Source organism: Hyalangium ruber, from assembly GCF_034259325.1.
GTDB lineage: Bacteria > Myxococcota > Myxococcia > Myxococcales > Myxococcaceae > Hyalangium_A > Hyalangium_A rubrum.
This window is the reverse complement of record NZ_JAXIVS010000003.1, coordinates 190617-216345: the sequence shown is the minus strand read 5'-3', so window position 1 is coordinate 216345 and position 25729 is coordinate 190617. Positions and strand designations below refer to the sequence as shown.

General features: G+C 68.5%; 17 protein-coding genes. 11 read left to right on the top strand and 6 right to left on the bottom strand.

Translation table 11 applies throughout. The features are described from left to right. Positions 1-217: 217 nt before the first annotated feature. Positions 218-1975, top strand: coding sequence for an MFS transporter (locus tag SYV04_RS09805; protein ID WP_321545411.1), 1758 nt, complete (start codon positions 218-220; stop codon positions 1973-1975). A 55-nt stretch (positions 1976-2030) separates the two neighbouring features. After that, positions 2031-3425: a hypothetical protein gene (locus tag SYV04_RS09800; RefSeq protein WP_321545410.1), complete on the top strand. Its 1395-nt coding sequence runs from the start codon at positions 2031-2033 to the stop codon at positions 3423-3425. A gap of 19 nt (positions 3426-3444) precedes the next feature. Here the strand turns inward: SYV04_RS09800 and SYV04_RS09795 are convergent, their stop codons facing one another. Then, positions 3445-4476, bottom strand: a complete 1032-nt coding sequence (locus tag SYV04_RS09795) for an SdiA-regulated/phytase-like domain-containing protein (RefSeq protein WP_321545409.1) — start codon at positions 4474-4476, stop codon at positions 3445-3447. Positions 4477-4577: 101 nt separating this feature from the next. Next, on the bottom strand, positions 4578-5177 hold the full coding sequence (locus SYV04_RS09790; protein ID WP_321545408.1) for a 2OG-Fe(II) oxygenase: 600 nt from the start codon (positions 5175-5177) through the stop codon (positions 4578-4580). A 112-nt stretch (positions 5178-5289) separates the two neighbouring features. On the opposite strand from SYV04_RS09790, the gene SYV04_RS09785 reads away from it, so the two are divergent. Then, on the top strand, positions 5290-7863 hold the full coding sequence (locus SYV04_RS09785) for a helix-turn-helix transcriptional regulator (RefSeq protein ID WP_321545407.1): 2574 nt from the start codon (positions 5290-5292) through the stop codon (positions 7861-7863). Between the two features lie 7 nt (positions 7864-7870). On the opposite strand, the gene pdxR is transcribed toward SYV04_RS09785, so the two are convergent. Further along, the gene (pdxR, locus tag SYV04_RS09780; RefSeq protein WP_321545406.1) at positions 7871-9301 is read right to left on the bottom strand and encodes a MocR-like pyridoxine biosynthesis transcription factor PdxR; all 1431 of its coding nucleotides are present in this window, start codon (positions 9299-9301) and stop codon (positions 7871-7873) included. A gap of 68 nt (positions 9302-9369) precedes the next feature. On the opposite strand from pdxR, the gene SYV04_RS09775 reads away from it, so the two are divergent. The 6 genes from SYV04_RS09775 to SYV04_RS09750 all read left to right on the top strand — a co-directional run bounded on the left by SYV04_RS09775 (position 9370) and on the right by SYV04_RS09750 (position 20334). Beyond that, the gene (locus SYV04_RS09775; RefSeq protein WP_321545405.1) at positions 9370-9846 is read left to right on the top strand and encodes a carboxymuconolactone decarboxylase family protein; all 477 of its coding nucleotides are present in this window, start codon (positions 9370-9372) and stop codon (positions 9844-9846) included. After that, positions 9843-10664: an isocitrate lyase/PEP mutase family protein gene (locus tag SYV04_RS09770; protein ID WP_321545404.1), complete on the top strand. Its 822-nt coding sequence runs from the start codon at positions 9843-9845 to the stop codon at positions 10662-10664. The genes SYV04_RS09775 and SYV04_RS09770 overlap by 4 nt, the downstream gene beginning before the upstream one ends. A 104-nt stretch (positions 10665-10768) precedes the next feature. Further along, positions 10769-11413 (top strand): hypothetical protein, encoded by a 645-nt coding sequence (locus tag SYV04_RS09765; protein ID WP_321545403.1) that lies wholly within the window; start codon positions 10769-10771, stop codon positions 11411-11413. A 204-nt stretch (positions 11414-11617) separates the two neighbouring features. Beyond that, positions 11618-13999, top strand: coding sequence for a hypothetical protein (locus SYV04_RS09760; protein ID WP_321545402.1), 2382 nt, complete (start codon positions 11618-11620; stop codon positions 13997-13999). 132 nt (positions 14000-14131) lie between these two features. Then, positions 14132-14992: an NmrA family NAD(P)-binding protein gene (locus tag SYV04_RS09755; protein WP_321545401.1), complete on the top strand. Its 861-nt coding sequence runs from the start codon at positions 14132-14134 to the stop codon at positions 14990-14992. Positions 14993-15042: 50 nt separating this feature from the next. Continuing rightward, a complete protein-coding gene (locus SYV04_RS09750) occupies positions 15043-20334 on the top strand; it encodes a trifunctional serine/threonine-protein kinase/ATP-binding protein/sensor histidine kinase (RefSeq protein WP_321545400.1) in 5292 nt (1763 codons plus the stop codon). 68 nt (positions 20335-20402) lie between these two features. Here SYV04_RS09750 and SYV04_RS09745 read toward each other — a convergent pair whose 3' ends face one another. Next, the gene (locus tag SYV04_RS09745) at positions 20403-22241 is read right to left on the bottom strand and encodes a hypothetical protein (protein ID WP_321545399.1); all 1839 of its coding nucleotides are present in this window, start codon (positions 22239-22241) and stop codon (positions 20403-20405) included. 114 nt (positions 22242-22355) lie between these two features. Between SYV04_RS09745 and SYV04_RS09740 the strand changes: the two genes are divergently transcribed. Beyond that, on the top strand, positions 22356-22964 hold the full coding sequence (locus tag SYV04_RS09740) for a DUF998 domain-containing protein (RefSeq protein ID WP_321545398.1): 609 nt from the start codon (positions 22356-22358) through the stop codon (positions 22962-22964). A gap of 10 nt (positions 22965-22974) precedes the next feature. Here the strand turns inward: SYV04_RS09740 and SYV04_RS09735 are convergent, their stop codons facing one another. Next, entirely contained in the window at positions 22975-23256 is a 282-nt protein-coding gene (locus tag SYV04_RS09735) for a hypothetical protein (RefSeq protein WP_321545397.1), read from the bottom strand. Between the two features lie 409 nt (positions 23257-23665). Here SYV04_RS09735 and SYV04_RS09730 point away from each other — a divergent pair, with 409 nt between their 5' ends. Then, on the top strand, positions 23666-24166 hold the full coding sequence (locus SYV04_RS09730; protein ID WP_321545396.1) for a hypothetical protein: 501 nt from the start codon (positions 23666-23668) through the stop codon (positions 24164-24166). A gap of 170 nt (positions 24167-24336) precedes the next feature. On the opposite strand, the gene SYV04_RS09725 is transcribed toward SYV04_RS09730, so the two are convergent. After that, positions 24337-25710, bottom strand: coding sequence for a serine/threonine protein kinase (locus tag SYV04_RS09725; protein ID WP_321545395.1), 1374 nt, complete (start codon positions 25708-25710; stop codon positions 24337-24339). Positions 25711-25729: the final 19 nt, after the last annotated feature.

Sequence of the window (25729 nt, the reverse complement as noted above, 5' to 3'; positions counted from 1 at the left end):
CTTGCCCGGAGCTCACCTGGGGCTGACGGCTTAGAGGAACCGGGCGTAGCCGAGCTCGGCCGCGTTCTTCGTGAGCTCGACGTTGGCCCAGGGTCCACACCTCCACGTGGCTGCCGACTGTTCCAGAGTCGGCGCCGGGCATGTGCAAGGCATCGGACAATGTGGTGCGTTCTTCGTATGCGCGCGGATGGGGCGGTGTCTCTACTGGCATTCGCCTATGGCTGATACGAACAATCCGGCCGTGCCCACGCCGAGCCCCTCGGACGCCGCCGCAGTCCGGCCCATGACCACCGAGGAGAAGCGCGTCATCTTCGCCTCGTCCCTCGGCACGGTCTTCGAGTGGTACGACTTCTATCTCTACGGCTCGCTCAGCGCGATCATCGCCAAGCAGTTCTTCTCCGGCGTCAACCCCACCGCGGCCTTCATCTTCGCCCTGCTCGCGTTCGCGGCGGGCTTCGCGGTGCGGCCCTTTGGCGCGCTGGTGTTCGGACGGCTCGGAGACCTGGTGGGTCGTAAGTACACCTTCCTCGTCACCATCCTCATCATGGGCATCTCGACGTTCATCGTCGGCCTGCTGCCCGGGTACGCGACGCTGGGCATCATCGCGCCCATCATCCTCATCGTGCTGCGGCTCCTGCAGGGACTTGCGCTGGGCGGCGAGTATGGCGGAGCAGCCACCTACGTGGCCGAGCACGCGCCCAACGGCAAGCGCGGCCGCTACACGGCGTGGATCCAGACCACGGCCACCCTGGGCCTGTTCCTCTCGCTGCTGGTCATCCTCGGCTGCCGCGTGTCCATGAGCGCCGAGGCGTTCGAGTCCTGGGGCTGGCGTATCCCGTTCCTCATCTCGGTGCTCCTGCTGGGCATCTCCATCTGGATTCGCCTCATGCTCAGCGAGTCGCCGGCCTTCCAGCGGATGAAGGCCGAGGGCAAGACGTCCAAGGCGCCGCTGCGCGAGGCGTTCGCCGTGTGGGGCAACCTGAAGATCGTCCTGCTCGCGCTCTTTGGCGTCGTCGCCGGTCAGGCGGTGGTCTGGTACACGGGCCAGTTCTACGCGCTGTTCTTCCTCACGCAGACGCTCAAGGTGGAAGCGCAGACGGCCAACCTGATGATCGCCGCGGCGCTGCTGCTCGCCACGCCCTTCTTCGTCATCTTCGGCGCGCTGTCGGACCGCATCGGCCGCAAGCCCATCATCATGGTGGGGCTGGCCCTGGCCATCCTCACCTACTTCCCCCTCTTCCGAGGCATCACCCACTTCGCCAACCCAGCGCTCGAGGAGGCCATCGCACGCGCGCCGGTGGTGGTGAGCGCCGACCCGAACGAGTGCAGCTTCCAGTTCAACCCGGTGGGCACCTCGAGCTTCACCAGCTCGTGTGACATCGCGAAGTCGGCCCTGGTCCGGCGCGGCATCCCTTACTCCAATGCGGTGCTCTCCTCGGGGCAGCCGGCCACGGTGCGCGTGGGGGAGACGGCCATCGCCTCGTACGCGGCGGACCCCGCGGCCTCGGGCAAGACGGAGGTGTCGCTCGGACACGGGCCCTCGGCGCCCCATGGCCCCAGCGGAGGAGGGGATGTGAAGAGCGAGGCGGCACGCTTCGATCGCGAACTCAACGCGGCCATCCAGGCGGCGGGCTACCCCAGCAAGGCGGACCCCAACCGCGTGAACCACCTGGCGGTCATTCTCCTGCTCTCGGTGTTGGTGCTTTACGTCACCATGGTCTACGGCCCCATCGCCGCGATGCTCGTGGAGATGTTCCCCACGCGCATCCGCTACACGTCGATGTCGCTTCCGTACCACATCGGCAACGGGTGGTTCGGCGGGTTCCTGCCCACCACCGCGTTCGCCATCGTGGCGGCCACCGGTGATATCTACTCGGGGCTCTGGTACCCCATCGTCATCGCCGTCCTGACGCTCGTCATCGGCTTGCTGTTCGTGCGCGAGACGAAGGACAGCGCCATCTACCACACGCACTGACGCCCCGAGCCGTTGCGCGCGTCGCCTTCGCTCGGTGCGCACTTCTGGAGATTGTATGGTCGCGTTGCGTCTTGTCGCAGTGCTCGTCCTATTCACCGTGAGCGGGGCCCAGGCCTCCGCGCTCGCTCAGCCGGCGCCAGACGCCAGTGAGCAGCCGGCGCCCACCGCGCCGCCGCCCGCTCCTCCGGCGCCGCCCGGCCCTCCCGCGCCGCCTGCGCCTCCCGCGCCGCCCGCGCCGCCTGCTCCCCCCGCGTCGCCCGCGCCGCCGCCTGCCCCCGCGCCGCCTGCGTCGGACAACGTGCTGCGGCTCTACGGCACCGTCAACGCACGCGTGGTGGTGTCCTCGGCCGCGGTGGAGTCCTTCAACCAGCCCAACGCCGTGGCCCCCACCGCCGCGGGCAACCCGGTGTTCGCCACCTTGCCGGACGAGGCGCGCTTCTCGCTCCAGGTGGCCCAGTCCCGCTTCGGGCTGTGGGTGAATGAGAAGGGGACGCTGCGCGGCCAGGTGGAGGTGGACTTCGTCGACTTCGCCAAGGCCACCCCCACGGTGCAGGCCCTGCCGCGCCTGCGCATCGCACGGGTGGATTGGGTACCCGCCCCCGGCCATACGCTCTCACTCGGGCAGGACTGGGACCTCGCGTCTCCACTCAACGCGCATGGCATCAACCTGGTGGGAACGCTGTTCGTTGCTGGCAACACGGGCTTCATGCGCCAGCAACTCAAGTACCTTCACACGCAGGACAGCTATGAGGTGGGGGTGGCGCTCGGCTTTCCCGCCGCCAACGCCACGGCCAAGGATGCCGCGTTCGAGCTAGGCGTCACGCCCACCTTCGCCGCGCGCGGCGCCTACAAGTTCGGCGCGAGCCGCGTGGGAGCGACCGTGATCGCCTCTCGCCTGACCTATGCGCTGGGCACGCCCCAGGAGCGCCGGGGCACCTCGTACGAGGGCGCGCTCTTCGCGGAGCTGATCCCCGTGCCGACCACTACCGTGAGGGTGGAGCTCAACCTGGGCCAGAACACCTCCAACCTGGGCATGCTGTCGCTGTCGCAGGGGCGTACGGACAAGGACATCCGGGATATGGGCGGCTTCATCTCGGCGCGACAGGCCCTCTCGTCCCAGCACGCGGTCTACGCCATGGCAGGGCTGCAGCGCGTGCGCAATCCGGGTGATGTGGTGCCCGCCTACGCGTACCCGGCGACGGCGCCGGGGGGCGAGCGGCCCGCTGTCTCCACCGCGGCGCTGAGTGGCACCGGGCCGGGCATGCGCCGCAACGGCGCGGCGCGTCTGGGCTACGAGTTCAAGCCTGGCTCCGCGCTCTCCCTGGCGGTGGAAGGCTTCCTCTACCAGTCCCACCACGTGCTGCAGGCGCCCGACGTCGTGGATCTCGGCGCCGACGGAGGAAGGCGCACCACCGTGGGGCTCGAGACGGGGATGCTCTTCACGTTCTAGCGCCCAGCGCCGCGCCTGCTCATGGCGCGGGGACGAAGCCGAGCAGGGTCCTGGGGAACTTGTCGGTCACCAGCAGAAAGCCCCGGTCCTCCAGCCGCACCACGCCCTCCCAGTTCCGCGCCGCCTCGTCGGAGAGCTGGAACTGGAGGGGGGGCCGCTCGGTGAGCACGATGCCGGATGGCCGCACCTGGAGCTCGATGAGCCGCTCCACCTGTGGCTTCTGTGCATGGGTCGGTCCGGTGCCGTACCGGGCCATGAGGGGATCCGGCGCCGGCTTGTAGGCCTTGGAGGTCCCAGGGAAGTTGTAGTTCATCACCCAGAACCGGCCCTCCGCGTCCAGGGACGTCGCATCGGTGACGCGGTATTCGATCGAGGGCAGGGAGAGCTTCCCGGTGGGGACGAGCGCTCGATCGAAGCTTTCGGCGGCGGGCGCGGGGTTCACCTGGGACCCGTTGGCCTCGTACAAGGCCAGCAGGCGGTCCTCGCCCGCCACCAGTGTCTCGAAGCCCGCGTTCGACACGTCGGCCGGCGGGGAGAGCTGGGCCTGGGGCGCGGCCTCGAGCTTCAGCACGCTCAGATCCGGCGCGATGCGGCCGGTGACGATGAAGCCCTTTCCGGTGCGCCGGTGGGTCTCCACGGTCAGATACGCCTGGTCCCCGGCGAAGCCGATGGACTCATAGCCCTCGAAGCCGGGGATGCGCTTCTCGAGGCCGCCGCTGTCGAACGGAATGCAGCGAGGCTCGAGGGGCCCCGAGGCGGTGTGCTCGAGCCGCGCGAGGATGTCCGCCTTCGGGACGGTGTAGAGGCAGGGCGCGTCGTCATCCGCCCAGTTGGGATACTGCGGCAGCATGACGAGGTGCTCTCCGTACCAGGTCAAGCCGGAGAGCTCGGCGCGATCGCTCTGAAGCGGGCCGCCGAGCGGCAGGAGGGTGACGGCCCCCTCGGGCGCGGTCCCCCGTAGCGCTGGGGGCACTTCCGCCAGCGGAACCTGCTGGGAGGATTTCGAGGAACAGCCGGCCAATCCCAGCGGGAGCAGGATGGCTCGAACCATCCACCTCCCCAGACGCTTGTCTCCCCGCACGTTCCGCTCCTGTCCGCTCACGGTCCGCGAGAGCATAGAGCGGATGGGAGCCTCGCGACCCCTGAATGCTCTCAGGGCCGGAACATCACGTCCGTGCGCAGCACGTACTTGCATCCGCTGCGCACCGGCGCGCCCTGGTGTACCAGCGAGTGCTCGAACAGCAGCAGCATGCCCCGGCGCGGGGTGACGGTCGGCCCGAACTGGAAGTCCGTCGTCCCGCCCTCGAAGTCCTCGTTGAGGTACACCATCGCCGTGAACAGGCTCACCTCCTGCTGCGAGCGGATGAAGGGGCCATCGCTGTGCCACTTGAAGTACTGGCCTCCGGTGTAGCGGTAGAAGCGGAAGCGCTCGTTGAGGTTATGCGGATGCCAGGAGCCGATGCGCCGGTGCGTGGTGGGCACCCAGCCCTGCATCCGCTCCCAGAGCCGGTCCGCCAGCTCCCGGTCGTCCCTGATCACCCGGGTGTTGTTGCGGATGTCGGGCCGCATCACGAAGCCCCGGAAGGTGGTGATGGGCGCCTCCTCGTAGCCCGTGGCCAGCGTCAGCCGGATGTACTCCTCGCACTCCTCCGGGGACAGGAAGTTCGAGACGGTGACGATGGACTCATCCTCCTCCAGCACCGTCCGCTGGGGCAGGGGCATCGCGGTCTGCGTCGTGTCGGTGAGGTTCATGCCCTCAAACTGCGCCGAAGGGGCTCTCTCCTCCAGGGCAGGACCGGGCAGAACCGGGCAGAACTCCCATGCCCTCGTGACAGGGCGGGGGGGCCTCTTGCACCATGGCCCCGTGGCTCGCTTCTTCCACCATGCCCTGCTGCTCCAGGCCCGCCTGGACCTGAACCTGACCCAGGAGCAGGCTGCTTCAGCGGTAGGGGTGGATGTGCGCACCTACCGCCGGTACGAGTCCGGCGCCGTCAACGATGCGCGCGGGGGCTTCTCGGTCCGTCACCCCACGCGCCGGCGCATGCTCGAACGGCTCGCCGCGGAGTTCGGCCTGGCCGAGGAGGACCTGCTCGTCGAGGCCCTTCCGCCTGGCGCTCCCGCGCCGCCCGAGGCCTCCGGGCCCTCTTCGGAGGAGCCGGAGCAGGGGCTTCGTCCCCACTTCGCCCACACCCTCCAGCGGGCGCGCCACTTCGTGGGTCGTGGCGAGGTGCTTGCGTTCCTGTCGGCCTGGGCCGCGGCGGACGCACCAGCGGAGCGGGTGGTGACCCTGGTGGCGCTCGGCGGCACGGGGAAGACGGCGGTGGCGGAGCGGCTCGTGGCCAGCCTGGGGGAAGGGCCACGGCCGGGAGGAACCTTCGTCTGGAGCTTCTATGAGGACCCGCGCATCGAAGGCTTCCTCTCGCGGGCCCTGCGCTACTTCGCGCGGGAGGAAGAGGTCGCGCCGGGCGAGCGCCTCGAGCGACTCCAGGACGTGCTCGGAGGAGGGCCGCCGCACCTGCTCGTGCTGGATGGGCTGGAGGTGGTGCAGTCCGACGGCGGAGACGGGCGCTCGCGGGGCGAACTGCTGGACCCGTCCCTGCGGCGGTTGCTCGTGGCGCTCGCACGAGGGCTTGGGGGCGCGCGGGCGCTAATGACCTCGCGCTTTCCGGTGGCCGATCTCGGCGCCTGGGAGGGCAATGGCCTTCGGACCCTGGCGCTCGCGCCGCTCTCCGAGGACGAGGGGGTGGACCTGTTGCGCCTCTGGGGCCTGCGCGGCGGCGGCGGCGCCCTGCGCGAGCTCTCCGCGAGCACGGGCGGGCACGCCCTCTCCGTGTCGATGATTGGCTCCTACGTGGGGGGCTTCCTGGGTGGGGACGCGCGGCGCTTCGAGGAGGTGCCGCTCGCCGAGGCCGCGCGCGACGACGCCCTGGCACGCCGGCTCCAGGCAGTGCTCTCGGCCTACGCGCGGGCGCTGCCCGAGCAGGAGCGCGATCTGCTCGCTCGCCTTTGCGTGCTTGGAGGAGGGGTGGATCCGGAAGCCCTTCAGGCCATCGCCCAGGCTGGAGGCGCCCTGGCCGGCAGCCTCGCGGGGATGGGGTGGCCAGAGCTGCGGCGCACCCTGGCGCGGCTGGAGCGGCTCGGCCTCGTCTTCGCCGCGCGCGAGGGGCAGGCGCGCTACTCCACCCACCCCTTCCTGCGGGACTACTTCAAGTCGCTGCTCGGCGTCGCACCCGAGCGTATCCACACCCTGGAGCGCGAGCGCCTCGCCGCCCGGCTCGACACCCGCCTGCACGAGCCACCCCGGGAGAGCGCGCGGTTGGATGACTACGAGGCGCTGCTGCTGCACACGCTGCGCTCGGGGCATGCGCACGAGGCCTACGCGATTTATGCCCGAAGCCTGGGCGGCTTCACGCACCTGGGCCTACGGCTGGGAGACATGAGCCGGGGCGCACGCGTGACGGCGATCTTCGCGCCGGAGGGAGACCCCCGGCGGCTGTCCGAGGCGCTGGGCGAGAGCACTCGCAAGGAGCTGGTCTATGACTGGGGCCTCTACATGGGGGCGCTGGGCCAGCTGGACTTCGCGGTGCGCTGCTATGAGGCGTCGGTAGCGCTGTCCGAGCGCACGCAGGATGCGGCGGGGATCGTCACGGGGCTGCGGACGCTGGGCTACACGGAGCGGCTGCGCGGCCGGCTCACGAGCGCGCGGCGGCTGCTCGAGCGCTCGGTGGAGGTGGCGGGGGAGTACCAGGCGCGCTCCCACATCGCGCGGTCCGCCGCGCTGCTGGGCCTGGTGCTGCATGAGCTGGGCGAGGCCGAGGCGGCGGACATGCACTTCAGCCAGGCTCGCACGCTGGACGGGACGCCCATGGCCCGCCGCGCGCTGTGGCAGGCGGAGCATGACCTGGCCCTGGGCCGTCGCGAGCGAGCGCGCGCGGCGACGCGGAAGAACCTGAGGGTGTGCGAGCACCTGGGCTGGCATGGCCATGTGGCGCACTGCCACACCGTGTTGGGGCTCATCGCGGTGGAGGACGACGTGGCGGCGGCGGGCGAGCACCTCGTCCAGGCTCGGGTGTGGGCTCGCGCCTCCAACGAGGTGGAGATGCTGCTGCGCTGCCACGAGCTGGCGGCCCGGCTCGCACTCGCGGAGGGGCGGCCGGAGCAGGCGCGGCGCGAGGCGGAGGAGGGCCTGTCGCTGGCCACGGCCTGCGGGTTCGGCCTGTTCCGGAGCCGGCTGGCGTGCCTGGTGGCGCGGAGCGTGCTGGCCCGCGAGCCCCAAGGCGGCGTGGACGTGGCGCTCGCGGCGCTGGAGGCCACCGTCAGCGAGGATGCGTGGGGGCAAGCGGAGGCGCTGGAGCTCGCGGAGAAGGCGCTGGAGGCCACGGGACAGCAGGCGCGGGCCCGTGAGCTGCGCGCTGCCCGCGCCCCGAGGGCTCGGTGACGTTCGCTCACCGCGCCAGCTCGAGGGCGCGGGCGAGTCGGGACACGGCATCGCGGGCCCGCGTCGCGGGCAGCGTGGCGAACCCGAGCACCAGTCCATCGAGCCGGCGCACGGCGGGGCTGAACTGATAGCCCGACAGCGCGTTGAGCCCGAGCCCGAGTCCCTCCGCGTGAGTGACGACGGCCTCGTCGCGGATGCCGCTCAAGCGCGCGAGCAGGTGCAACCCACCCGGTGGCGCCTCGACCTGGAGGTGCGGAGAGGAAAGCTCGGTGAGGGCGCGAAGCAGCGCGGCGCGGCGCTCCCCATAGAGGGTGCGCATGCGCCGCACGTGACGTGCGTAGTGTCCTTCATCCAGGAAATCGGCGACCGCGCGCTGCACGGCGAGGGGCGGGGCGGGGTGCAGCAGGTTGGCGGCACGACCAAGCGCCTCCCGCGCCCGGTCCGGCACCACGAGGAAGCCGAGCCGCAAGGTGGGGAACATCGATTTGCTGAAGGTGCCCGCGTAGAGCACCAGCCCCTTGTCATCGAGGCTCTTGAGGGCCGGGAGCGGCGCCGAGGCATAGTGGAACTCGCCGTCATAGTCGTCCTCGACGATCCACGCGTCCGCGCTTCGGGCCCAGTCCAGGAGCGCGAGCCGGCGAGCCAGCGAGAGAGCCATCCCCAGCGGCATCTGGTGGCTCGGGGTCACGAACGCGAACCGGGCGCGCGGGGCGAGGGCAACGCCCCGGGAGACCTCGAGTCCCTCGGCATCCACCGGCACGGCCACGGGTCGCAACCCCGCGAGGGAGAGTGCGGCCCGCGCCCGGTGGTAGCCCGGGTCTTCCATCCAGACAGGGTCCCCCGGCTTCGAGAGCGCATGCGCCAACAGGCCGAGCGCTGAGTGATAGCCACCGGTGACCATGACGTCCTCCGCATGGGCGATGACGCCGCGCGAGACGGCCAGGTGTGCGGCGATGGCCTCGCGCAGGGAGGCATCACCACGGGTGTCGGAGTGCGCGAGCTCACTCGCTCGGGCTCGCCGGGAGTGCCGCCCCAGCACCCGAGACCAGGTCGCGATGGGGAATGCGTCGACCGCGGGAACGCCCACCTGGAATGGCCAGAGGACCGTGCGGGCTCGCGGCTCGACCTGTCTCGGCTTCGGCGGAACGGGCGCGCCTTCGCGGGGAGAGAGCGGCAGGGGACTCGCGACGAACGTGCCGGCCGCGCCACGGGTCACGAGGAATCCCTCGACGGTGAGCCGCGCATACGCGACGTCCACCGTTCCACGCGCGACGCGCGTCTCCAACGCCATGGCCCGCGCCGAGGGAAGGCGAGCGCCCGGTGGGAGGGTGCCCGCCAGGATGGCCTGACGGATCCGGTCATACAGCTGCACGTGCAGGGGAGGGTGGCTCCCCTGGCGGCGAATCGACGGCTGAAACCTGGGTCGGCGAGAGGTCATGATGGCCCAGTCCAATTTACGCTTCTTGGCCCTTTTCGTGGTCCATCGCGAACCTATCCTCTCGCGCCATGACCCCTGAACCCGTGCGCCTCGACCCTGTTGCTGTCCAACGTCTCGCCCCTGAAACCTGGCGTGCCCTGATCGCGATCTCGACCGCTGCGAAGAAGAGTGGCCTTGGCGACGAGCTCATCGAGCTCGTCAAGCTGCGCGCCTCGCTGCTGAATGGCTGCCACTACTGCATCGCGATGCATACGGGCATCTCCCGCGGGCTCGGCGTCTCGGAGCAGCGAATCCAGGCGGTCGAGCACTGGCGAGACTCAGACCTCTTCTCGCCACGTGAGCGCGCGGCGTTCGCCTGGACGGATGGTCTCACGCACCTGGCGAAGGGGGGCGTGCCCAACTCGGTCTACCGGGAGGCGTCCGAAGCCTTCTCCGAGACCGACCTGGCGGCGCTGACCTCGGTCGTGGTGTCCATCAACGCCTGGAATCGCATCGCCCTGGCCTATGGGTTTCAGCCCGAGACCGAGGCGGGAGGCCGTCGATGAGCCCGGCCCCTGCCGACACCGCTCAGTTTCGAGCGCTCCATGCGCAGGGCCAGCTCCTCATCCTCGCGAACGCGTGGGATGCGCTCAGCGCCCGGCTGGTCGAGTCCGTGGGCGGGGCCGCCATCGCCACCAGCAGCGCCGCGGTGGCCTGGGCCCAAGGGGTGCCCGATGGCGAGCGCCTCTCGTTCGATCGGCTGCTCACCGCCACCCAGGACATCGTCCGGGCGGTGCGAGTGCCCGTGAGCGTCGACTTCGAGCGCGGCTATGGCGCGAGCGCGGCGGAGGTGGCCGCCAACATCTGCCGGCTCGCGGAGGTGGGGGTGGTCGGCGTCAACCTCGAGGACGGTTCCGAGCCTCCCGAGGTGCTCGCCGAGAAGCTGGCGGCCTCGCGGGAGGCGCTCCGGCGCGAAGGGCGGGACATGTTCCTGAACGCGCGCACCGACGTCGTCTTGCGCCACATCCACGAGGGGAAGCAGGCCCTCGACGAAATCGTGCGGCGCGGGAAGCGCTACGTGGACGCGGGCTGTGATGGCGTCTTCGTGCCAGGGCTCTCGAAGGCCGAGGAGCTGGCCCACGTCGTCGAGCAACTCCCCGTCCCGCTCAATGTCTGGGCCGCGCCGACGTTGCCCTCCCCCGAGCAGCTCCGGGCGCTGGGGGTGCGCCGGGTGAGCGTGGGGCCCCGGCTCGCGCTGACGGCGTTCTCGGCGGCGAGGCGCGACGCGGAGCATGTGCTGGCCGGGCGGTGGGGGCCGACGTTCGAGGGGAAGCCCCTGACCTACCCCGAGCTCAACGCCTGGTTCGCGAGTGGCGGGGCGTAGGCCCGTCCCAAAAAAGGGCGCTGCACGGCAACATTTCACGGGAGGTGCGGAGAATGGAGACATGGTGGTTACCACCGGTCCCTACACCGGTGAGGAGAATCTCGATGTTGCTCAGCACTCGCTCGGCGCCCGCCCCCTCTCGGCCGACCCCCTCCGCTCCCTCGACGAACCCCAACACCTACTTCTCGGCGTTCAAGCAGGGGGGGACCGGCAACTGCGTCAGCGTCGCCGCCATCAAGGCGGCCATGGCGAAGTTCGGGCCGGACAATGTCTTCAAGAGCGTGACGCGCAGCGGCAATGGCTACGACGTCACGATGCGCGACGGGGTGAAGGTGCGGGTCAGCGATGCGGAGCTGAACACCGCCAGCCGCCTCTCCCGCTTCTCGGGGAAGGACTCGGGGCTGCTGCGCAAGGCGAACCTGATGTACGCGGCCATGGCCAACCGCGCCCAGCTTCAGGGCAACGATGGCCGCAAGAACATGACCTTCGAGCGGGCGTGCCAGAGCCTGAACGATGGGGAGAGCTACCTCGAGGGGGCCCGCTGGCTGGGGCTCCAGAAGCACGTGAAGAAGATCAACCCGCGCGACCTCGATGAGTACAGCGCGGTGGTCACCGCCTCCTCCAAGCACGCGATGTTCGCCTCGGGCGGGAACATCGACCACTACGGCCGCAAGCAGGACGGCACGCGCAACGGTGGCGCGTACGATGGCCGGGGAAGAGTGCTCCAAGGCGCCTACGCGTTGGTTTGAGCCGGGAGCCTGCGACAGCCGGGTGGTCACAACCGTTACCAGGTGATCACCGGGGTTGCCGTGGCTCTCAGCCCAGACAGTATGTAAGTCCCAGTAAACAGGGGAAGGCGCGGCGAAGACCTCGGGAGCCATGAGCGCTTCCGGCATGGCACGCGGGACGCAATGGGTCGGGACATCCCCCACGGGACAACCCTGGAGCCCCCCATGTCCATCGCCCCCATCTCTCGGAAGGCCGTTGCTCATACTCCCGCTCCTGTCGAGCAGAAGCCCGCCGAGACCAAGGCTCAGCCGGGCGCGAAGCCGGAGCAGAAGCCGGCCCCCCAGGTTGCCTCCCTGCACAAGGCGGACACCTTCGAGGCCTCGGCGCCCAAGGACAAGAAACCCACCGCCGGGGTGGCGAAGGAGACCCCTCCCAAGCTGTCGGGCGAGGACGTCGCCAAGGAGGAGGTGAAGCTCAAGACCGTGAAGACGATGCGGGAGGGGGTCGAGAAGTCGCAGGAGACGCTGAAGAAGGAGACGCAGAAAGAGGTGGATGACCTCTTCGCCATGGCCAACGGCAAGAAGCCCGTGCCGGAGGGAATGGAGGTCAAGAAGGTCGGCGACGACCGCGTGGAAGTGCGCCGCAAGGATGACAAGGGCAACCCGAGCGAGTTCACGGTCGCCACCCGTGGCAAGGACGGGGAGCTCACGCTGAACGCGGCCTCCTTCAAGGACGGCGTCAACGCGCGCGACCGCATCGAGCTCAAGAAGGACGGCTCCACCCTGGTGGAGAACGCTCAGTGGAAGAGCGACAAGAGCGAGGCTGGGAGCTTGAAGTCCCTGGCGGAGCTCAAGGACTCGCGCGACCCCAACGTCTCCTACTCGTCCGAGCTGGTTCGCAAGGAGGGAGAGAAGCTCCACCACGACACGGTCCTGATGAAGGACGGTGGCGTGGCGGGAAGCAGCACCCTCTACGAGCAGCAGCCCGACAAGAAGCGCAAGGAGTGGATCGACAAGAAGCTCCACGGCCCCTTCGACTGGAAGAAGGAGGTCGATCGCACGACGACCATGTCCTACGCCATCCCGCCGCCGGGGAAGGATGGGAAGCAGGAGCCGCCCACCTTCAGCAAGGTGCATCACTTCTCCCAGGACAACGTGACGGCCACCTCCTACGTCGACCGCGTCCTGGATGGGCACACCCGGTTCGCGGGCAAGGGCGCCCACACCGTGGCGGACTTCGAGAAGGTGCGTGACGAGTACAAGAAGGGCGGCGGCGAGAAGTGGGACGCCAACGAGACGAGCGAGACGGCTCCGCCGAAGCGCTGGACGGTGGATCTCCAGACGGACAACAACACGCTCAAGAACCAGACCTTCGTGGAGGGCTACCCCGACGCCACCGTCTCCACCACGAAGACGCGCAAGGGCAACGAGGTGAAGGAGACGTACGAGGGCAAGACCTTCAACCCGAACTCCGGGGACAAGGATGCCTCGAAGCTGTACGACGTGAAGGGCGAGACGACCAAGGTCTACGACGCGAAGCACGGCACGCTGGCGAAGCTGGACTCGAAGATCACCGAGCCGGACGGCGCTCAGGTGGAGCAGCGCCTGGAGGCCAGCTCCAAGGAGACCGAGCGGGGCCTGGAGACGAGCCAGAAGCTGACGGCCAAGCGCACCAAGGACGGCAAGAGCGAGAGCACCGAGCTGCAGGAGAAGTGGCTCACGTCCGACGCGGGCGAGCAGTTGCTCCACGCCTCCGGCAAGGTCATTGACGACAAGGGACGCGAGGCCATCCACGAGATCGGCGAGGACGGCGAGAAGATGCGCATCAAGTCGCCGGGACAGGACGCGCGGGACGTGACGGACCCGGAGAAGCTCGGCGACGTGGAGAAGGAGCTGATGGCGACGGCCGCGGCGACCAACGCCGATCGGGTCGCCTCCTCCCTGGCCAACGGGGGCGCCAAGTCCCTGGAGCTCCTCAAGGGCGTGAAGGAGCACCGGACCGGGAAGAACCCCAAGCCCGGGAACGGCTCGCCGATGCCCGCCGCGAACAAGCTGGGGGGCCAGGGCCTCGAGAAGCTCAAGAAGTTCGGAGGCCCGGGACTGCTGGGCGCCGGAGGTGTGGTGGGGGTGGTAGCGGGTGCCATGGGACTGGCCCAGGCCGTGCGTCAGGGCAATGGCCTCGCGACAGGCAAGGGCATCACGGACATGGTGGGCGGCCTGGCCACTTTGGGCGAGGCGGGGGCGCAGGTTCGCGAGGCCCTGAAGAACGTCAACCCGGACCTGAAGGGGTTGTCGGTGGTGGATCGGGTGAAGACCAACCTCTTCAAGGCCTCGGGCGTGGCCGGCATCGTGGGCGCGGGGGCCGGCATCGCGGGAGGCATCATCGACGTCATCGAGGGCACGAACTCCAAGGACAAGTGGCAGAAGGTCAAGGGAGGGGTGGCCATCGGTGCGGCCGTGGGCGGACTCGTCGCCGCCGCGGCGGGAGGGCCCATCGGCCTGGCCGTGGGCGGCCTCCTCGCGGTGGGCTCGTTCGTCGTCGGCAAGATCATGGACGCCATCAGCGACAAGCCGCACAAGATCGCCGAGCTGACGATCGACGACTGAGCGTGAGCCCGGCCCCACGTGGCGGAGTGAGGGGGCAGGCGATGTTCAAGATGCGGAAGATCGACATCTCCGCACTTGAGCGTGCCTGCCTACCGGGGATGCTGGGTTCGAACCTCACACCCCCCACGACCTATGCACATCATTCTTGGAGCCACGGGGCATGTCGGCTCGGCGGTAGCACACGCGTTGCTCGACCGAGGAGAGCCCGTCACCGCCGTCACCCGTGATGGACGCAAAGCCGAGGCATTGGCACGAAGGGGAGCGGAGGTCGCGGTCGTGGACGTGCGCGACGTCGGTGCTTTGCGTGAGGTCTTCCGCCGAGGGACACGGGCGTTCCTCCTCAACCCTCCCGCCGATCCATCGACGGACACCGTCACCGAGGAGCGGCGGACCGTGGCTGCCATTGCCCAGGCTGTTGCCGGCTCCGGGTTGCGGAAGGTCGTGGTCCAGTCCACCTACGGCGCTCAACCGGGCGATGGGTTGGGGGATCTCGGGGTGCTGTACGAGCTGGAGCAGGCCCTGGCCGCCCAGCCGGTGGCGGTCAGTGTCATCCGCGCGGCGTACTACATGAGCAACTGGGACATGTCGCTCGAGAGCGCCCGCTCCGAGGGGAAGCTCCATACGTTCTACCCACCCCAGTTCAAGTTGCCCATGGTGGCACCGAGTGACTTGGGAGCGGCCGCCGCCCGATTGCTCACCGAGGAGGTCGGTCATACCGGCATTCGGTACGTCGAGGGGCCGGCGCGGTACTCGGCGGCGGACGTCGCCTCGGAGTTCGCGGCTGCGCTCGGCCGGACCGTCGAGGCGGTCGAGATCCCGAGAACGCAATGGGAAGAGACCATGCGCTCCATCGGGTTCTCGCCGGGGGCCGCCGCGTCGTACGCGCGAATGACGGCCGTGACGATCGACGAAGCGGAGAAGCTGCCTCAGGCTCCCGAGCGCTGCCCGACCACCCTGGGCGACTATGTCCGAGCGCTGATAGCAGGTCGTTGATGGCCAGGAGGTAGGATGCGCGCCGCCCTCTCAGGAGCCCATCCAGCCGCATGCAGGCCATACCGGGATACCGCATCGAGGAGAAGTTGCACCAGGGCTCGGGCCTGGTCACCCACCGCGCCTACTCGGAGCGGGAGGGACACTTCGTCATCCTCAAAACCCCGGTGGCCCCCTATCCGCTGCCAGCGGAGCTGGCGATGCTCGAGCGAGAGCACGAGATCGGCCGCATGCTGGAGGGGGAGGGCATCGTCAGGCACCTCGCGCTCGTTCCGCATGGGCGCTCCTGCACCCTGGTCCTGGAAGACTTCGGCGCGTCCTCGCTCGCGGTCTACCTGGCGAAGAATGGGCCGTTCGAGGTGGGGCGCTTCCTGGAGGTGGCGCAGGCACTCACTCGCGCCGTGGAGACCCTTCACCGGCATGAGATCATCCACAAGGACATCTGCCCCGCCAACGTCTTCTACAACCCGCGAAGCGGGCAGGTGAAGCTGGGAAACCTGGGCCTGGCCTCCGTGCTCTCCCGGGGGCGGCAACAGGTCCGCAACCCCTCTCTTATCGAGGGAACGCTGGCCTACATCTCTCCCGAGCAGACCGGGCGGATGAACCGCGCCGTCGATCATCGCGCTGATCTGTACGCGCTGGGCGCCACCTTCTATCACCTGCTGGTCGGAGCTCCTCCCTTCGAGGCCCAGGAGGCCGTGGAGCTCATCTCCTGCCACATCGCCCGGGCACCCCAGCCCCCGCACCTGCGGCGGCCCTCCATCCCCGAGCCACTCTCCGCCATCGTCTGCAAGCTGCTGGAGAAGAACGCGGAGGATCGCTACCAGAGCGCCGCGGGGGTGCTGGCGGATCTCTCCGAGTGTACTCGCCAACTCGAGGCAACCGGGCACGTCGCCGCGTTCACGTTGGGCGAGCAGGATGTTCGCCGGACGCTGCTCCTCTCCGAGAAGCTCTATGGCCGGGAGGAGGCCCTGGCCACCCTCATGGAGGCTTTCGAGCGCGCTGCTGCGGGTCGGGTCGAGGTGTTGACCGTAGAGGGGCCCTCCGGGGTGGGCAAGTCCGCCTTGGTGCGGGAGATCCACAAGCCCATCGTCGCCCGGCGCGGCTACTTCGCCTCCGGCAAGTGCGACCAGGTCGGGCAGACGCCGTTGTCCATCTTCACCCAGGTGGCCGCGGAGCTGGCCCGCCAGCTGCTCACGGAGAGCGAGGCGCGGCTGGAGCACTGCCGGGCCGTCCTGCTCGATGCGGTGGAGGGCAACGGGCAGCTGCTCATCGAGCAGGTTCCCGAGCTCGTGCATGTCCTCTCCGAGCAGCCTCCCTTACCCGCGCTTAGCGCTGAGGAGGCCCGTAGCCGGTTCGGGAGCGCCCTGATGGGCTTCCTGCTGGCGTTCGCCGCGGAGGAGCACCCGCTGGTCATCTTCCTGGATGATCTGCAGTGGGTCGAACCTGCCTCCCTGAACTTCCTCACCGAGCTCGCGACGAGCCCCTCCGCCTCGCACCTGCTGATCGTCGGTGCGTACCGTGACGACGAAGTCCTTCCGACGGATCCGCTGGCGCTGGCGCTCGCCGAGCTGGAGCAGCGCACCCCTCGGCCCACGCGGCTCTCCCTGGCCTCCCTGCGGTTGGAGCACGTGGCGGCGATGGTGGCGGACACCCTGGGCTGTCAGCGGGCCGCCGGGCTCCCCCTGGCGGAGCTCATCATGGAGAAGACGGGGGGCAATCCGTTCTTCATCACCCAGTTCTTCGACACCCTGCAACAGGAGGGGCTCCTGCGCTTCGACGCCCAGGAGCGGCGCTGGACGTGGAGCCTGGGGCGGCTTCAACGGCTGAGGGTCAGCGACAACGTCGTTGAGCTCATGGTCAAGAAGATCCAGCGCTACCCCCAGGAGACGCAGCGGGCGCTCATGCTGGCCAGCAGCCTGGGCAGTACCTTCGATCTGGACTCTGTCTCCATCATCCTCGACGCCCCGCTCCGGAGCGTGGCCCAATGGCTGTGGGAGCCGGCTCGGGATGGGCTCCTGCTGCTGCACGACCATCGCCCCCACTACTACCGCTTCGCCCATGACCGGGTGCAGGCGGCGGCGCGCTCCCAGCTTCCACCGGAGGAGCAGGAGGCGCTCAGCCTGAGCATCGGGCAGCGCCTGCTCGAGAAGCTCACCCCGGAGCAGCGGAGCGAACGCATCTTCGAGCTGGTCAAGCACCTCAACCGTGGCAGCGGGAAGATGGCCTCAGCGGAGGAGCGGCCCGCCTATGCCCGGCTGAACCTGCAGGCCGCGCAGCGCGCCAAGGCCGACACGGCCCATCAGGCCGCGGTCGGCTACCTGCGGCAAGGCATTCAACTGCTCTCGGAGGAGGCCTGGAACAGCCACTCCGAGCTGATGTTCGTGCTCCACCGAGAGCTGATCGAGTGCGAGTTCCTCTGCGGACATCTCGAGCGGGCCGAGGCGCTGTTCGAGCTCGCCGCGAAGCGGGCGAAGACCCGCGAGCAACTCGGTGACATCTACCCGCTCATGTGCCGCATCTTCCAGAGCGCGGCGAAGCTCCACGAGGGGCTCCGGCTGGGCCGGGAAGGCCTTCGGCTCCTGGGCCTGGAGCTGCCGACGGAGCCGGACGTGGCCCGGGCGTTGATCGAGGCCAGGACCGAGGAGATCCATCGCCTCCTGGGTGGACGAGACCTCCAGGAGCTCGTGGAGTTGCCTGCGATGCAGGACGCGGAGAAGGCCCGGTGCCTCGTCCTGTTGCACGAGACGTGGACGTGCGCGCTGCTGATGGGAGAGGCCCTGGCGGTGCAGCTGGCGGCGCTGCACATGACGGCGCTGTCGCTGGTGTACGGCAACGCGGAGTACTCGGCGTGTGGCTACGCGGACTACGGCAGGGTGCTGGCCCTGAGGGGGGACTACACCCGTGCCTATGCCTTCGGGCAGTTGGCGAGGAGCGTCAGCCAGAAGTTCAAACACCCACGGGTCATCTCGAAGGTGAACAACACGTTCGCCACCTTCATCAACCCCTTCGTCAACCCCTTCGGGAGCAACATCTCCCTCTATGAGGAGTCCTTTCAGTCCGCGCTGAAGTCGGGAGATCGCTGGTGGGGCGCTTGGGCCGCGGTGTGGATCTGGATCGCGAAGTTCATCAAGGGCAGCCCGCTCTCCGAGGTCTACTCGACGGGGCGAAGGTACCAGGACTATGTCCGCTCCTCCGGTTATGCCCCCCTCCAAGAGGCGTTGGGGGGGATGCAGCGCCTCGTCCTGGAGCTGCGGGGCGACGCGGAGCACGAGGGCTCGGCGCAGGAGGAGTTCCAGGAGGAGGCCGTCGTCCAGCGGCTCTCGCGGCTCCAGGCGGAGTTCGCCATTCACTGGTACTACCTGCTCCTGTCCCTGGTCCGCTATCTCCAGGGCGACTTCGAGGGAGCGCTTCGGGCCAGTGATGAGGCGGACAAGCGCCGGGAGCTCATCCCCAAGGCGATACACTCCTCCAGCCACTTCTTGTACCGCGCGCTCATCCTCGCCGCGCGGTGCGCGAAGGTGGGCCCCCCGCAGCGGCAGGAGTATCTGCGAGAGATCGCCGCGCATCGCGAGCAGCTTGGTGCGTGGGCGGAGCAGTGCCCCGCCAACTACCGGCACGCGTTCCTGCTCATCTCCGCCGAGCATGCACGCTTGATGGGGGAGCCCGAGCAGGCGGCGAGGTTGTATGAGGAGTCCCTCTCGTCCGCGCGGGAGGCAGGGCACCTGCACCACGAGGCGCTCGCCCACGAGCTCGCTGGCAAGCACTACCTCGAGCTGGGGAGGCCCAAGGCCGCCAGGGGTTATCTGCTGGAGGCGCACCTGCTGTACTCCCGCTGGGGGGCGGCCACCCAGGTGGCGCGCATGGAAGCAAGCCACCCCGAGCTCTTTGGCCCCTTGAAGCCCCAGACGCCCGCGCGAGCGATGGGGGACAGCTCGGGGCTGCACGCAGAGCGCATCGATCTGGCCACCGTCATGAAGGCAGCGCAGGTGCTCTCGGGAGAGATCGTCCTTGGCCGGCTGATGGAGCGCATCGTCCGCATCGGCATGGAGAACGCGGGGGCGCGCCGTGGAATCCTGATCCTGGAGCGTGAAGGGCGGTTGCTGGTCGAGGCCACCGTCTCCCTGGATGCGGACACGGTCCAGGTGCAGCAGTCGCTTCCGCTGGAGCGCAGCTCCGATGTTCCTCGCAGCATCATCCAGTTCGTCCAGAGGACGGGGAAGACCGTCGTGCTCGACGATGCCTTGAATGCCCCCGCCTTCCGGAGCGATCCCGATGTCGTCTCTCGCCGGGTCCGGTCGGTGCTCTGCCTCGCGGTAGGGCAAGCCTGGCGACGGGGCATCCTCTACCTGGAGAACAGCCTGACGCTGGGCGCTTTCTCACCGGAGCGCACCCACACCCTGCAACTGCTGGCGACCCAGGCAGCCATCTCGCTGGAGAACGCCGTGCTCTACGAGACGCTGGAGCAGCGGGTCAAGGCGCGGACGCGTGAGCTGACGGAGAAGAACGAGACGCTGGCGGCCACCCTCCACGCGCTGCGGGAGACCCAGGATCAGCTCATCACCCAGAGCCGGCTGGCGGCGCTCGGCTCGCTCACGGCGGGCATCGCCCACGAGATCCGCAATCCGCTGAACTTCATCCACAACTTCTCCGAGCACACGATGGAGCTCTGCGACGAGCTTGTCAGTGAGCTCCCGCGCCTCTCCCCGCGTCTCGAGCCGGCGCAGGCGGAGTCGTTGCAGGAACTCGGGGAGGGCATGAAGACCAGCCTGGCCAAGGTGGTCGAGCATGGGGACCGTGCCTCCCGCATCATCGGCTCGATGTTGCAGCACGCGCGAGGCATCTCCAGTGAGCGGACGGAGACGGACATCAACCTCCTGCTCCGGGAGTCCGCGAGTCTGGCGATCCAGGCTGCACGAGCGGGCGATCCGACCTTCAGCGTTCAGCTCCAGCTGGAGCTGGACGAGTCACTGGGACATCTGAAGGTGTCACAGCAAGAGATGGGGCAGGTGCTGCTGAACCTCTTGAACAACGCGTGCTTCGCGGTCAATGCGAAGCGGAAGGCGAGAGCCGGGCAGGAGTATGCGCCCGAGATCCTGCTCAAGAGCCGCGGCCTGGGGAACTCCGTGGAGCTTCGCATCCGCGACAACGGCACGGGCATCCCTGTGGCCGTTCAGGATCGGATCTTCGAGCCCTTCTTCACGACGAAGTCCGCGGGAGAGGGGACCGGGCTCGGGCTCTCCCTCAGCCGGCAGATCATCGAGCAGGGCAACAAAGGGACCCTCCGGTTCGAGACGCAGGAGGGGGAGTACACGGAGTTCATCCTCACGCTCCTGCGGCAGTGAGCCCTCCGCGAGGTGCCGCGTTTTTGACACACGGCATGTCCGCTTCGGCGCCGTGCTTCCACTGGAACTCAATCCACCCTCCAGGCGAACGATGGTGAAAGCGGACACCCGGAGGCCTGAGCGGCCTGCTCGACCCTGGCGAACGCCTCGGGTGTGCGCGCGGCAAAGCCCCATTCACTCACAGCAAAGACATCCTCACCCATGAAAGGGGTGTACCCGCCTGGGAAGGCGAACATCGCCCGGAGCTCGAAGTCGATCCCGAGGATCTCGGGGAAATGCGCCCCGCAAACGCCAGCGCGGAGGAGAGAGGACGGACCCGTGCGAATCGTGATTTGCCGGGCGGCGACCCCCAGGAGAAAGTCCGAAAGCTTGTCGCACACTTGAATGAAGTGCCCATCGACGAGCTCCGGTGTGTAGTCCAGGTCCAGGTCGCTGACGGGCATCGCGCGCGAGTCGAAATAGACGGGCGGGTCGGGCAGCGCCAGGTGCTCATTGAGGACACCGCAGTACCAACCGTCCTGGTTTTCCCCGTAGACGCGCAGATAGCGAGCCGATCCCCAGACACGCTCGAGGGGCACCTCGTAGTCGGTGCTCTCCTCGCCGCAGAAGCTCTTGTGCCTGCCGAACAGGAGATACCACTCCCGCAGCAGGACCGGCAGCGGTCGGCGGGATGCGTGTTCCCGCTCCTCCACTTCGTCGGCGGGAATGCCCGTCTCCGCGGAGAGAGGTTGGCGGAACCATCCGTTGATCAGATGGATGAAGGGCTGCCAGTGCGGGGCGGAGCGGAGCGCCTCGAACTGCCCGCTACGGTCACGAGGAGGGGGAGCCGCGATGGTCGTCACCCTGGGGGGGAGCTCTTTCGCGGGCTCAGCCAGCTCCTCCGGTGGGAGCTCTTGATGATCCATCCCGCGTTCCAAGGACTGGAGCCAATAGGGCGGCACCTCCTGGAGGCTGGGATCCAGCTCCGCTGCCCGCTCGCGCCGGTGGGGCACATGTTCGGGCACTGGCAACCGTTCGTGCTGGGGATGACGGAAGTGGTAGGCCGCGTCTCCCGTGGGCTCGGCTCCTAGCAGCCGCAGGGCATGGTGGATGAGGGGGCGGAAGGCTTGGGCCTCCATCGACCATTCGGGGCCCAGCGCGGCCTCCCAGAACCGGAGCAATGGCAGGCACTCCTGGAGGCGATACTGGCCCACCAGTTGGAAGGCGATCGGCACGCGCCAGAGCTTGACGCGGAGGGGATGGTTTCTCTCGTCCGCGACATCCGCGCGGCGTGCCAGGACCTCCTGGACCTCGTACAACTGGGCCGTCAGGTTCGAGAGCAAGCGGTATGCTCCGCGCTTCTCCTCCTCGGCCATCCTGAGGGTGAGGGCGGTCTGCGCCGGGCTGTCATCCGGCAGCAGGGCTCCGTGGGTGAGGTCGAGGATGAGCCGCTGGCCCAAAGACGTCCGCCAGACGAAGAGGGCCGTGCCCTCCATCTGGAAGAAGTAGGGCCACGAGTTCAACCACTCCCATCCACGGCCTCCCGTCAAATAGCCGCGAGTCCTTACCGGCCACTTGTACCGCCGCGCCTTGTGGGGGTTCGACGCCTCTGGCGAGCCATCCTCGGGAGGGCGTTGATTGCCGACGAGCACCCGGACCACTTCGTGCCCAGCCGGGGACACGGCGATCACCTCGGGGTTGTAGCCGTGGGTGCGGAGGATCGACCAGCCCTCGTCCGATACCAGCACCTCGTGCGGCCCGTCCTCGCCTTCGCTTTGCCACCGCTCCCAGACGACCGAGGGCGAGGAGCCAGCACCTCCCAGATTGTCGAGCAGCCGGTAGCGGGAGGTTCGCTGGGCGCGGGCCTCCAGGGTGAATCGGCCATTGGGCGAGGTCGCCTCGCAATCCTGGTCGTAGGAATCGGTCATGCACGCTCTCCCAAGGGGCCTTCCGACCGAGTTCCGAGTCTCGACCAAGGCGTTCATGCTATCTCGGTCATATCTCCCGTGGTTCGGCAGGCGACTGGAGCAGGAGGATGGATCTTGGCTGCGAAGCTCGCCTTCACGACAGGAACGCTCGGAGCGCTCGCCATCCTCCTGCTGACGGTGCTGGGCGGCGCGGCCTTCCCGAACTACAGCCATCTCTCCCAGTTCATCAGTGAGCTGGGGGCGCGCGAGGCGCCACATGGGAAGCTCGTCAGCTTCGCTGGGTTCCTCCCTGCCGGCGTGTTGCTCTGCGCGTTTGCCTTCTTTGCGTCCAGGGCACTGCCCAGGTCTCCCGTGACGCTGTTGGGGTTGATGGGAGTCGCCTTCTTCGCGCTCGGCTACGGGGTCGCGGCCTTCCTCCCCTGTGAGCAGGCTTGTCGCCCGGTCGAGCCGAGTCTCTCGCAGGCGATTCACAACCTCGTGGGCGCAACGGGCTACTTCTCCGGAGGCGTTGGGCTGATCCTCCTCGGGACTCAAGCTCGGAGCTGGCCCGAAGCCCGGCACCTGTGGGTGCTCGGTGTGAGCGGCGGCGTTCTCTCTCTGGTCTCCCTTCTGTTCCTATCGCCCGCCTTCCCATTCGTGGGCCTGGTGCAGCGGGTGATCGAGACGTGCATGCTGCTGTGGATCGTGGCCTGTGGCGTCTACCTCAGGCGGATGGCGCGCTGAGGCAGACGGTTCAGGTCTTCCGGCCCACCAGATAGCCCAGGCTGGAGCCCAGAATGGTCATCAGCGCGCCGAGAGCCCACTCCTGTTGCTTGGCGTCCCCCCAGACCGCGAGGCTGAGGGCGAGCATGAGCAGAGCCACGTACGTGAGCGCGAGCAACCTCAGGGTGGTCCGGGTCTGCCATCGCCGTTCCCGAGCATCCTGGGTGGCTTCCTCCAGGCGGTGCTCCAACTCCGGCTTGCTCTCTTGCTTGGAGAGCTCTACCCGGTAGGTCGAGAGGAGCTCGGCGAGCACGGCGGGCCATAGAAGGGGTGGCGAGCCAGTGCCGCCTTCCTGACTCGCTCCGGTAGTGGGAGGTGGGTGTCCCTCCTCCAGCCCAGCGCTCTCATGGCCTGAGGGGGGCGGTAGAAGCAAGCGTCTGGGCGTGAGGGGGGTAGCACCTGAGGGGTGTTGTCCTCGGGGGGCATGGATGGTCCTCCTGATGAGAGACTCTTCATCCAGAAAGAGGCCCAGGAACTTCCCCTGTGATGGGAGGGAGACCGTGCCCGCGCAGCTACTCCTGATAGAAGGGCCACCCTGGGTGACGACTTTGCCTAATGTCCCTGTGCTCTATCGAGGTGGATCGATGCGATGTTGGCTCACCATGACCGCCCTCCTGGCTCTGGGCGCCGGGTGCGCGACATCTCGAGATGCCCGCCGGACCTTGCTGGAGCGCACGAGCGCCGAGGTCACCTACTCCCTGCCCGCCGAGCAGGTCATGGAGGCGGCGCGGGCCGTCCTGAATGAGCAGGGCTATGTGATTGCCCCCGGCGGCGGGCCCCTCTCCGTTCGGACCCATTGGAAGCTCGAGGGAGACCTCGACACCCTCACGCGCTGGAGCAAGGTCCTCGTCATTGGGCAGCACCAGTCGGATGGCCACTTCGTGGTGCGCGCGCAGCAGGTGGTCTGGGTGACCGGGGGACGCACGGCCCCACACCCAGGCATGGGCGGCAGCTCTGGCGATGCGGGCAAGCGCGGCAGCGATGGTGCCACCCACTACGTCCAGGGCGATCCCCACTCCGCCTCCAAGCCCGTCTTCAGCCGGGCGCTGGGCGTGGAGTGGGAGATCCTCAAGCACCTCGACCCCCAGCTCGCCGCCAACGTGGAGCAGCAGGTGGACATCTATCTCGCCAACAACCCCCAGTCGGGGCAGCTCCGAGATTGATCGGCGGATGTCGTCGCCAACGAGAGCAAGCGCGTGGGCTCGATGTCTACTCCGTGCGAGAGTTGCCGGAGGTGGAGCCGGCTTCCCAGGCGATGTAGCCCGTAGTGAATGAAAGGCGGCTCCGCGCTCTGCTTCATTGGAGCGCAGAGCCGCCCATTTCGTATTCCCTGCTACGGCGTCTCTGAGGTTGGGGGCCGTGGCGGGGAGAGGGTAGGCACGTAGCAACGCCCCTTCCACTCGTAGATCTCATCTCCGCACGGGGGTTTCACATTGGGGGCTTCAATCCAGCAGCCTCCGTTGATGTTGACCTCCACGGATGGATGACACCGGGGCGCGCGCCGCTGGCCCTTGAAGGGCTTCTCGGGCACGGGCAGCCCCAGGTTTTTTTCGTGGCTGGAAGGCACCTCTTCCTGGGAGTCGCTCGCAGGCCGTGTGGTGTCTCCGAGCCCTACCGGATGGGGCGCATGGTCTGCACTGGGCCTGACCACCTGTTCCCGCACGTGACCCAGCGCCCACCAGATGGCCACCGCCACGAGGGCTCCGCCGAGCACCGCGCACACGAACTTCCAGGCGGGTTCACGCTCTTGCCCGCGCGCCCACTCGGCGGCGTCGGCACGCGCCTGCTCCAGGTGCGCGAAGAGGGGGCGGTCCGCTCCTGGACTTGGATTCCTGGCGGCTTTCTCCAGCAACTCGGCCAGCTCGCCCGCGGTGGGGCGGTCCTCGGGCTTCTCCGCCACCATGCGCTGGATGAGCGCGGCGAGTTCTGGAGACACACGGGCGTTGAGCTCCCGGGGCGGTCGGGGCGCCGTCCACACCAGGCGAGACGCGCCTGTCTCGTCCTCGCGCACGTCTATCGAGGGCGGGTACGCGTTCGTCACCAGGTGAAAGGCGCTTACTCCCAGGGCGTACACATCATCGGAGGGACGGGCCTGGTAGCTGACCATGGCGTTGCGGGGCCGGTGCAGCGCGAACTCCCACGCCTCGGGGGAGCGGTACGTGTCCGTCCCGGGAGGGAAGCCATCGTGGGTCAGCGGCTGCGCGTCCCTGTAGTTCCCAGCGCCAAAGTCCGTGAGGAAGGCGCGGCGCCCCACCAGGATGTTACCGCCTTTGACGTCTCGGTGCAGCCCGCCCGCCGCGTGTGTCGCCTCCAGCGCCCGCGCCACTTGCGCCAGCACCCGGCACGCCTCCTGGGAGGAGGGGTTGTACCTTCCGGCCCACTCCTCCAGCGGCAGTCCCTCCACCCACTCCATGACCAGATAGGGGTAGGCCACGCCGTCCTCGGACTTCCACTCCCCATGGCCCATCAGCTGGGGCACGTTGCCGTGGCGCAGACGCGAGAGCAGCTCCACCTCTCGCTGGAAGCGCGGATCCGAGGGGTACCAGGCCACCTTGAGCGCCACCAGCCCGCGATGCTCGCGCCCCACCAGCACCGCCCGGAACACCGCTCCGAAGGAGCCCCCGGCGTGGAAGGCCTTCACCTTCCACGGCCCTACCTCCGTTCCCGCCCGCAGCCAGTACGGATCCAGCTTCCGCAAGCGCGTCATCTTTCGCGACTCCCCCTTG

What these genes read in the sequence shown, in the direction of transcription:
- SYV04_RS09805 (WP_321545411.1), top strand. Translation starts at nt 218, where the DNA reads ATGGCTGATACGAACAATCCGGCCGTGCCCACGCCGAGCCCCTCGGAC.
- SYV04_RS09790 (WP_321545408.1), bottom strand. Translation starts at nt 5,177, where the DNA reads ATGAACCTCACCGACACGACGCAGACCGCGATGCCCCTGCCCCAGCGG.
- SYV04_RS09760 (WP_321545402.1), top strand. Translation starts at nt 11,618, where the DNA reads ATGTCCATCGCCCCCATCTCTCGGAAGGCCGTTGCTCATACTCCCGCT.
- SYV04_RS09750 (WP_321545400.1), top strand. Translation starts at nt 15,043, where the DNA reads ATGCAGGCCATACCGGGATACCGCATCGAGGAGAAGTTGCACCAGGGC.
- SYV04_RS09770 (WP_321545404.1), top strand. Translation starts at nt 9,843, where the DNA reads ATGAGCCCGGCCCCTGCCGACACCGCTCAGTTTCGAGCGCTCCATGCG.
- pdxR (WP_321545406.1), bottom strand. Translation starts at nt 9,301, where the DNA reads ATGACCTCTCGCCGACCCAGGTTTCAGCCGTCGATTCGCCGCCAGGGG.
- SYV04_RS09745 (WP_321545399.1), bottom strand. Translation starts at nt 22,241, where the DNA reads ATGACCGATTCCTACGACCAGGATTGCGAGGCGACCTCGCCCAATGGC.
- SYV04_RS09795 (WP_321545409.1), bottom strand. Translation starts at nt 4,476, where the DNA reads ATGGTTCGAGCCATCCTGCTCCCGCTGGGATTGGCCGGCTGTTCCTCG.
- SYV04_RS09800 (WP_321545410.1), top strand. Translation starts at nt 2,031, where the DNA reads ATGGTCGCGTTGCGTCTTGTCGCAGTGCTCGTCCTATTCACCGTGAGC.
- SYV04_RS09755 (WP_321545401.1), top strand. Translation starts at nt 14,132, where the DNA reads ATGCACATCATTCTTGGAGCCACGGGGCATGTCGGCTCGGCGGTAGCA.
- SYV04_RS09725 (WP_321545395.1), bottom strand. Translation starts at nt 25,710, where the DNA reads ATGACGCGCTTGCGGAAGCTGGATCCGTACTGGCTGCGGGCGGGAACG.
- SYV04_RS09765 (WP_321545403.1), top strand. Translation starts at nt 10,769, where the DNA reads ATGTTGCTCAGCACTCGCTCGGCGCCCGCCCCCTCTCGGCCGACCCCC.
- SYV04_RS09775 (WP_321545405.1), top strand. Translation starts at nt 9,370, where the DNA reads ATGACCCCTGAACCCGTGCGCCTCGACCCTGTTGCTGTCCAACGTCTC.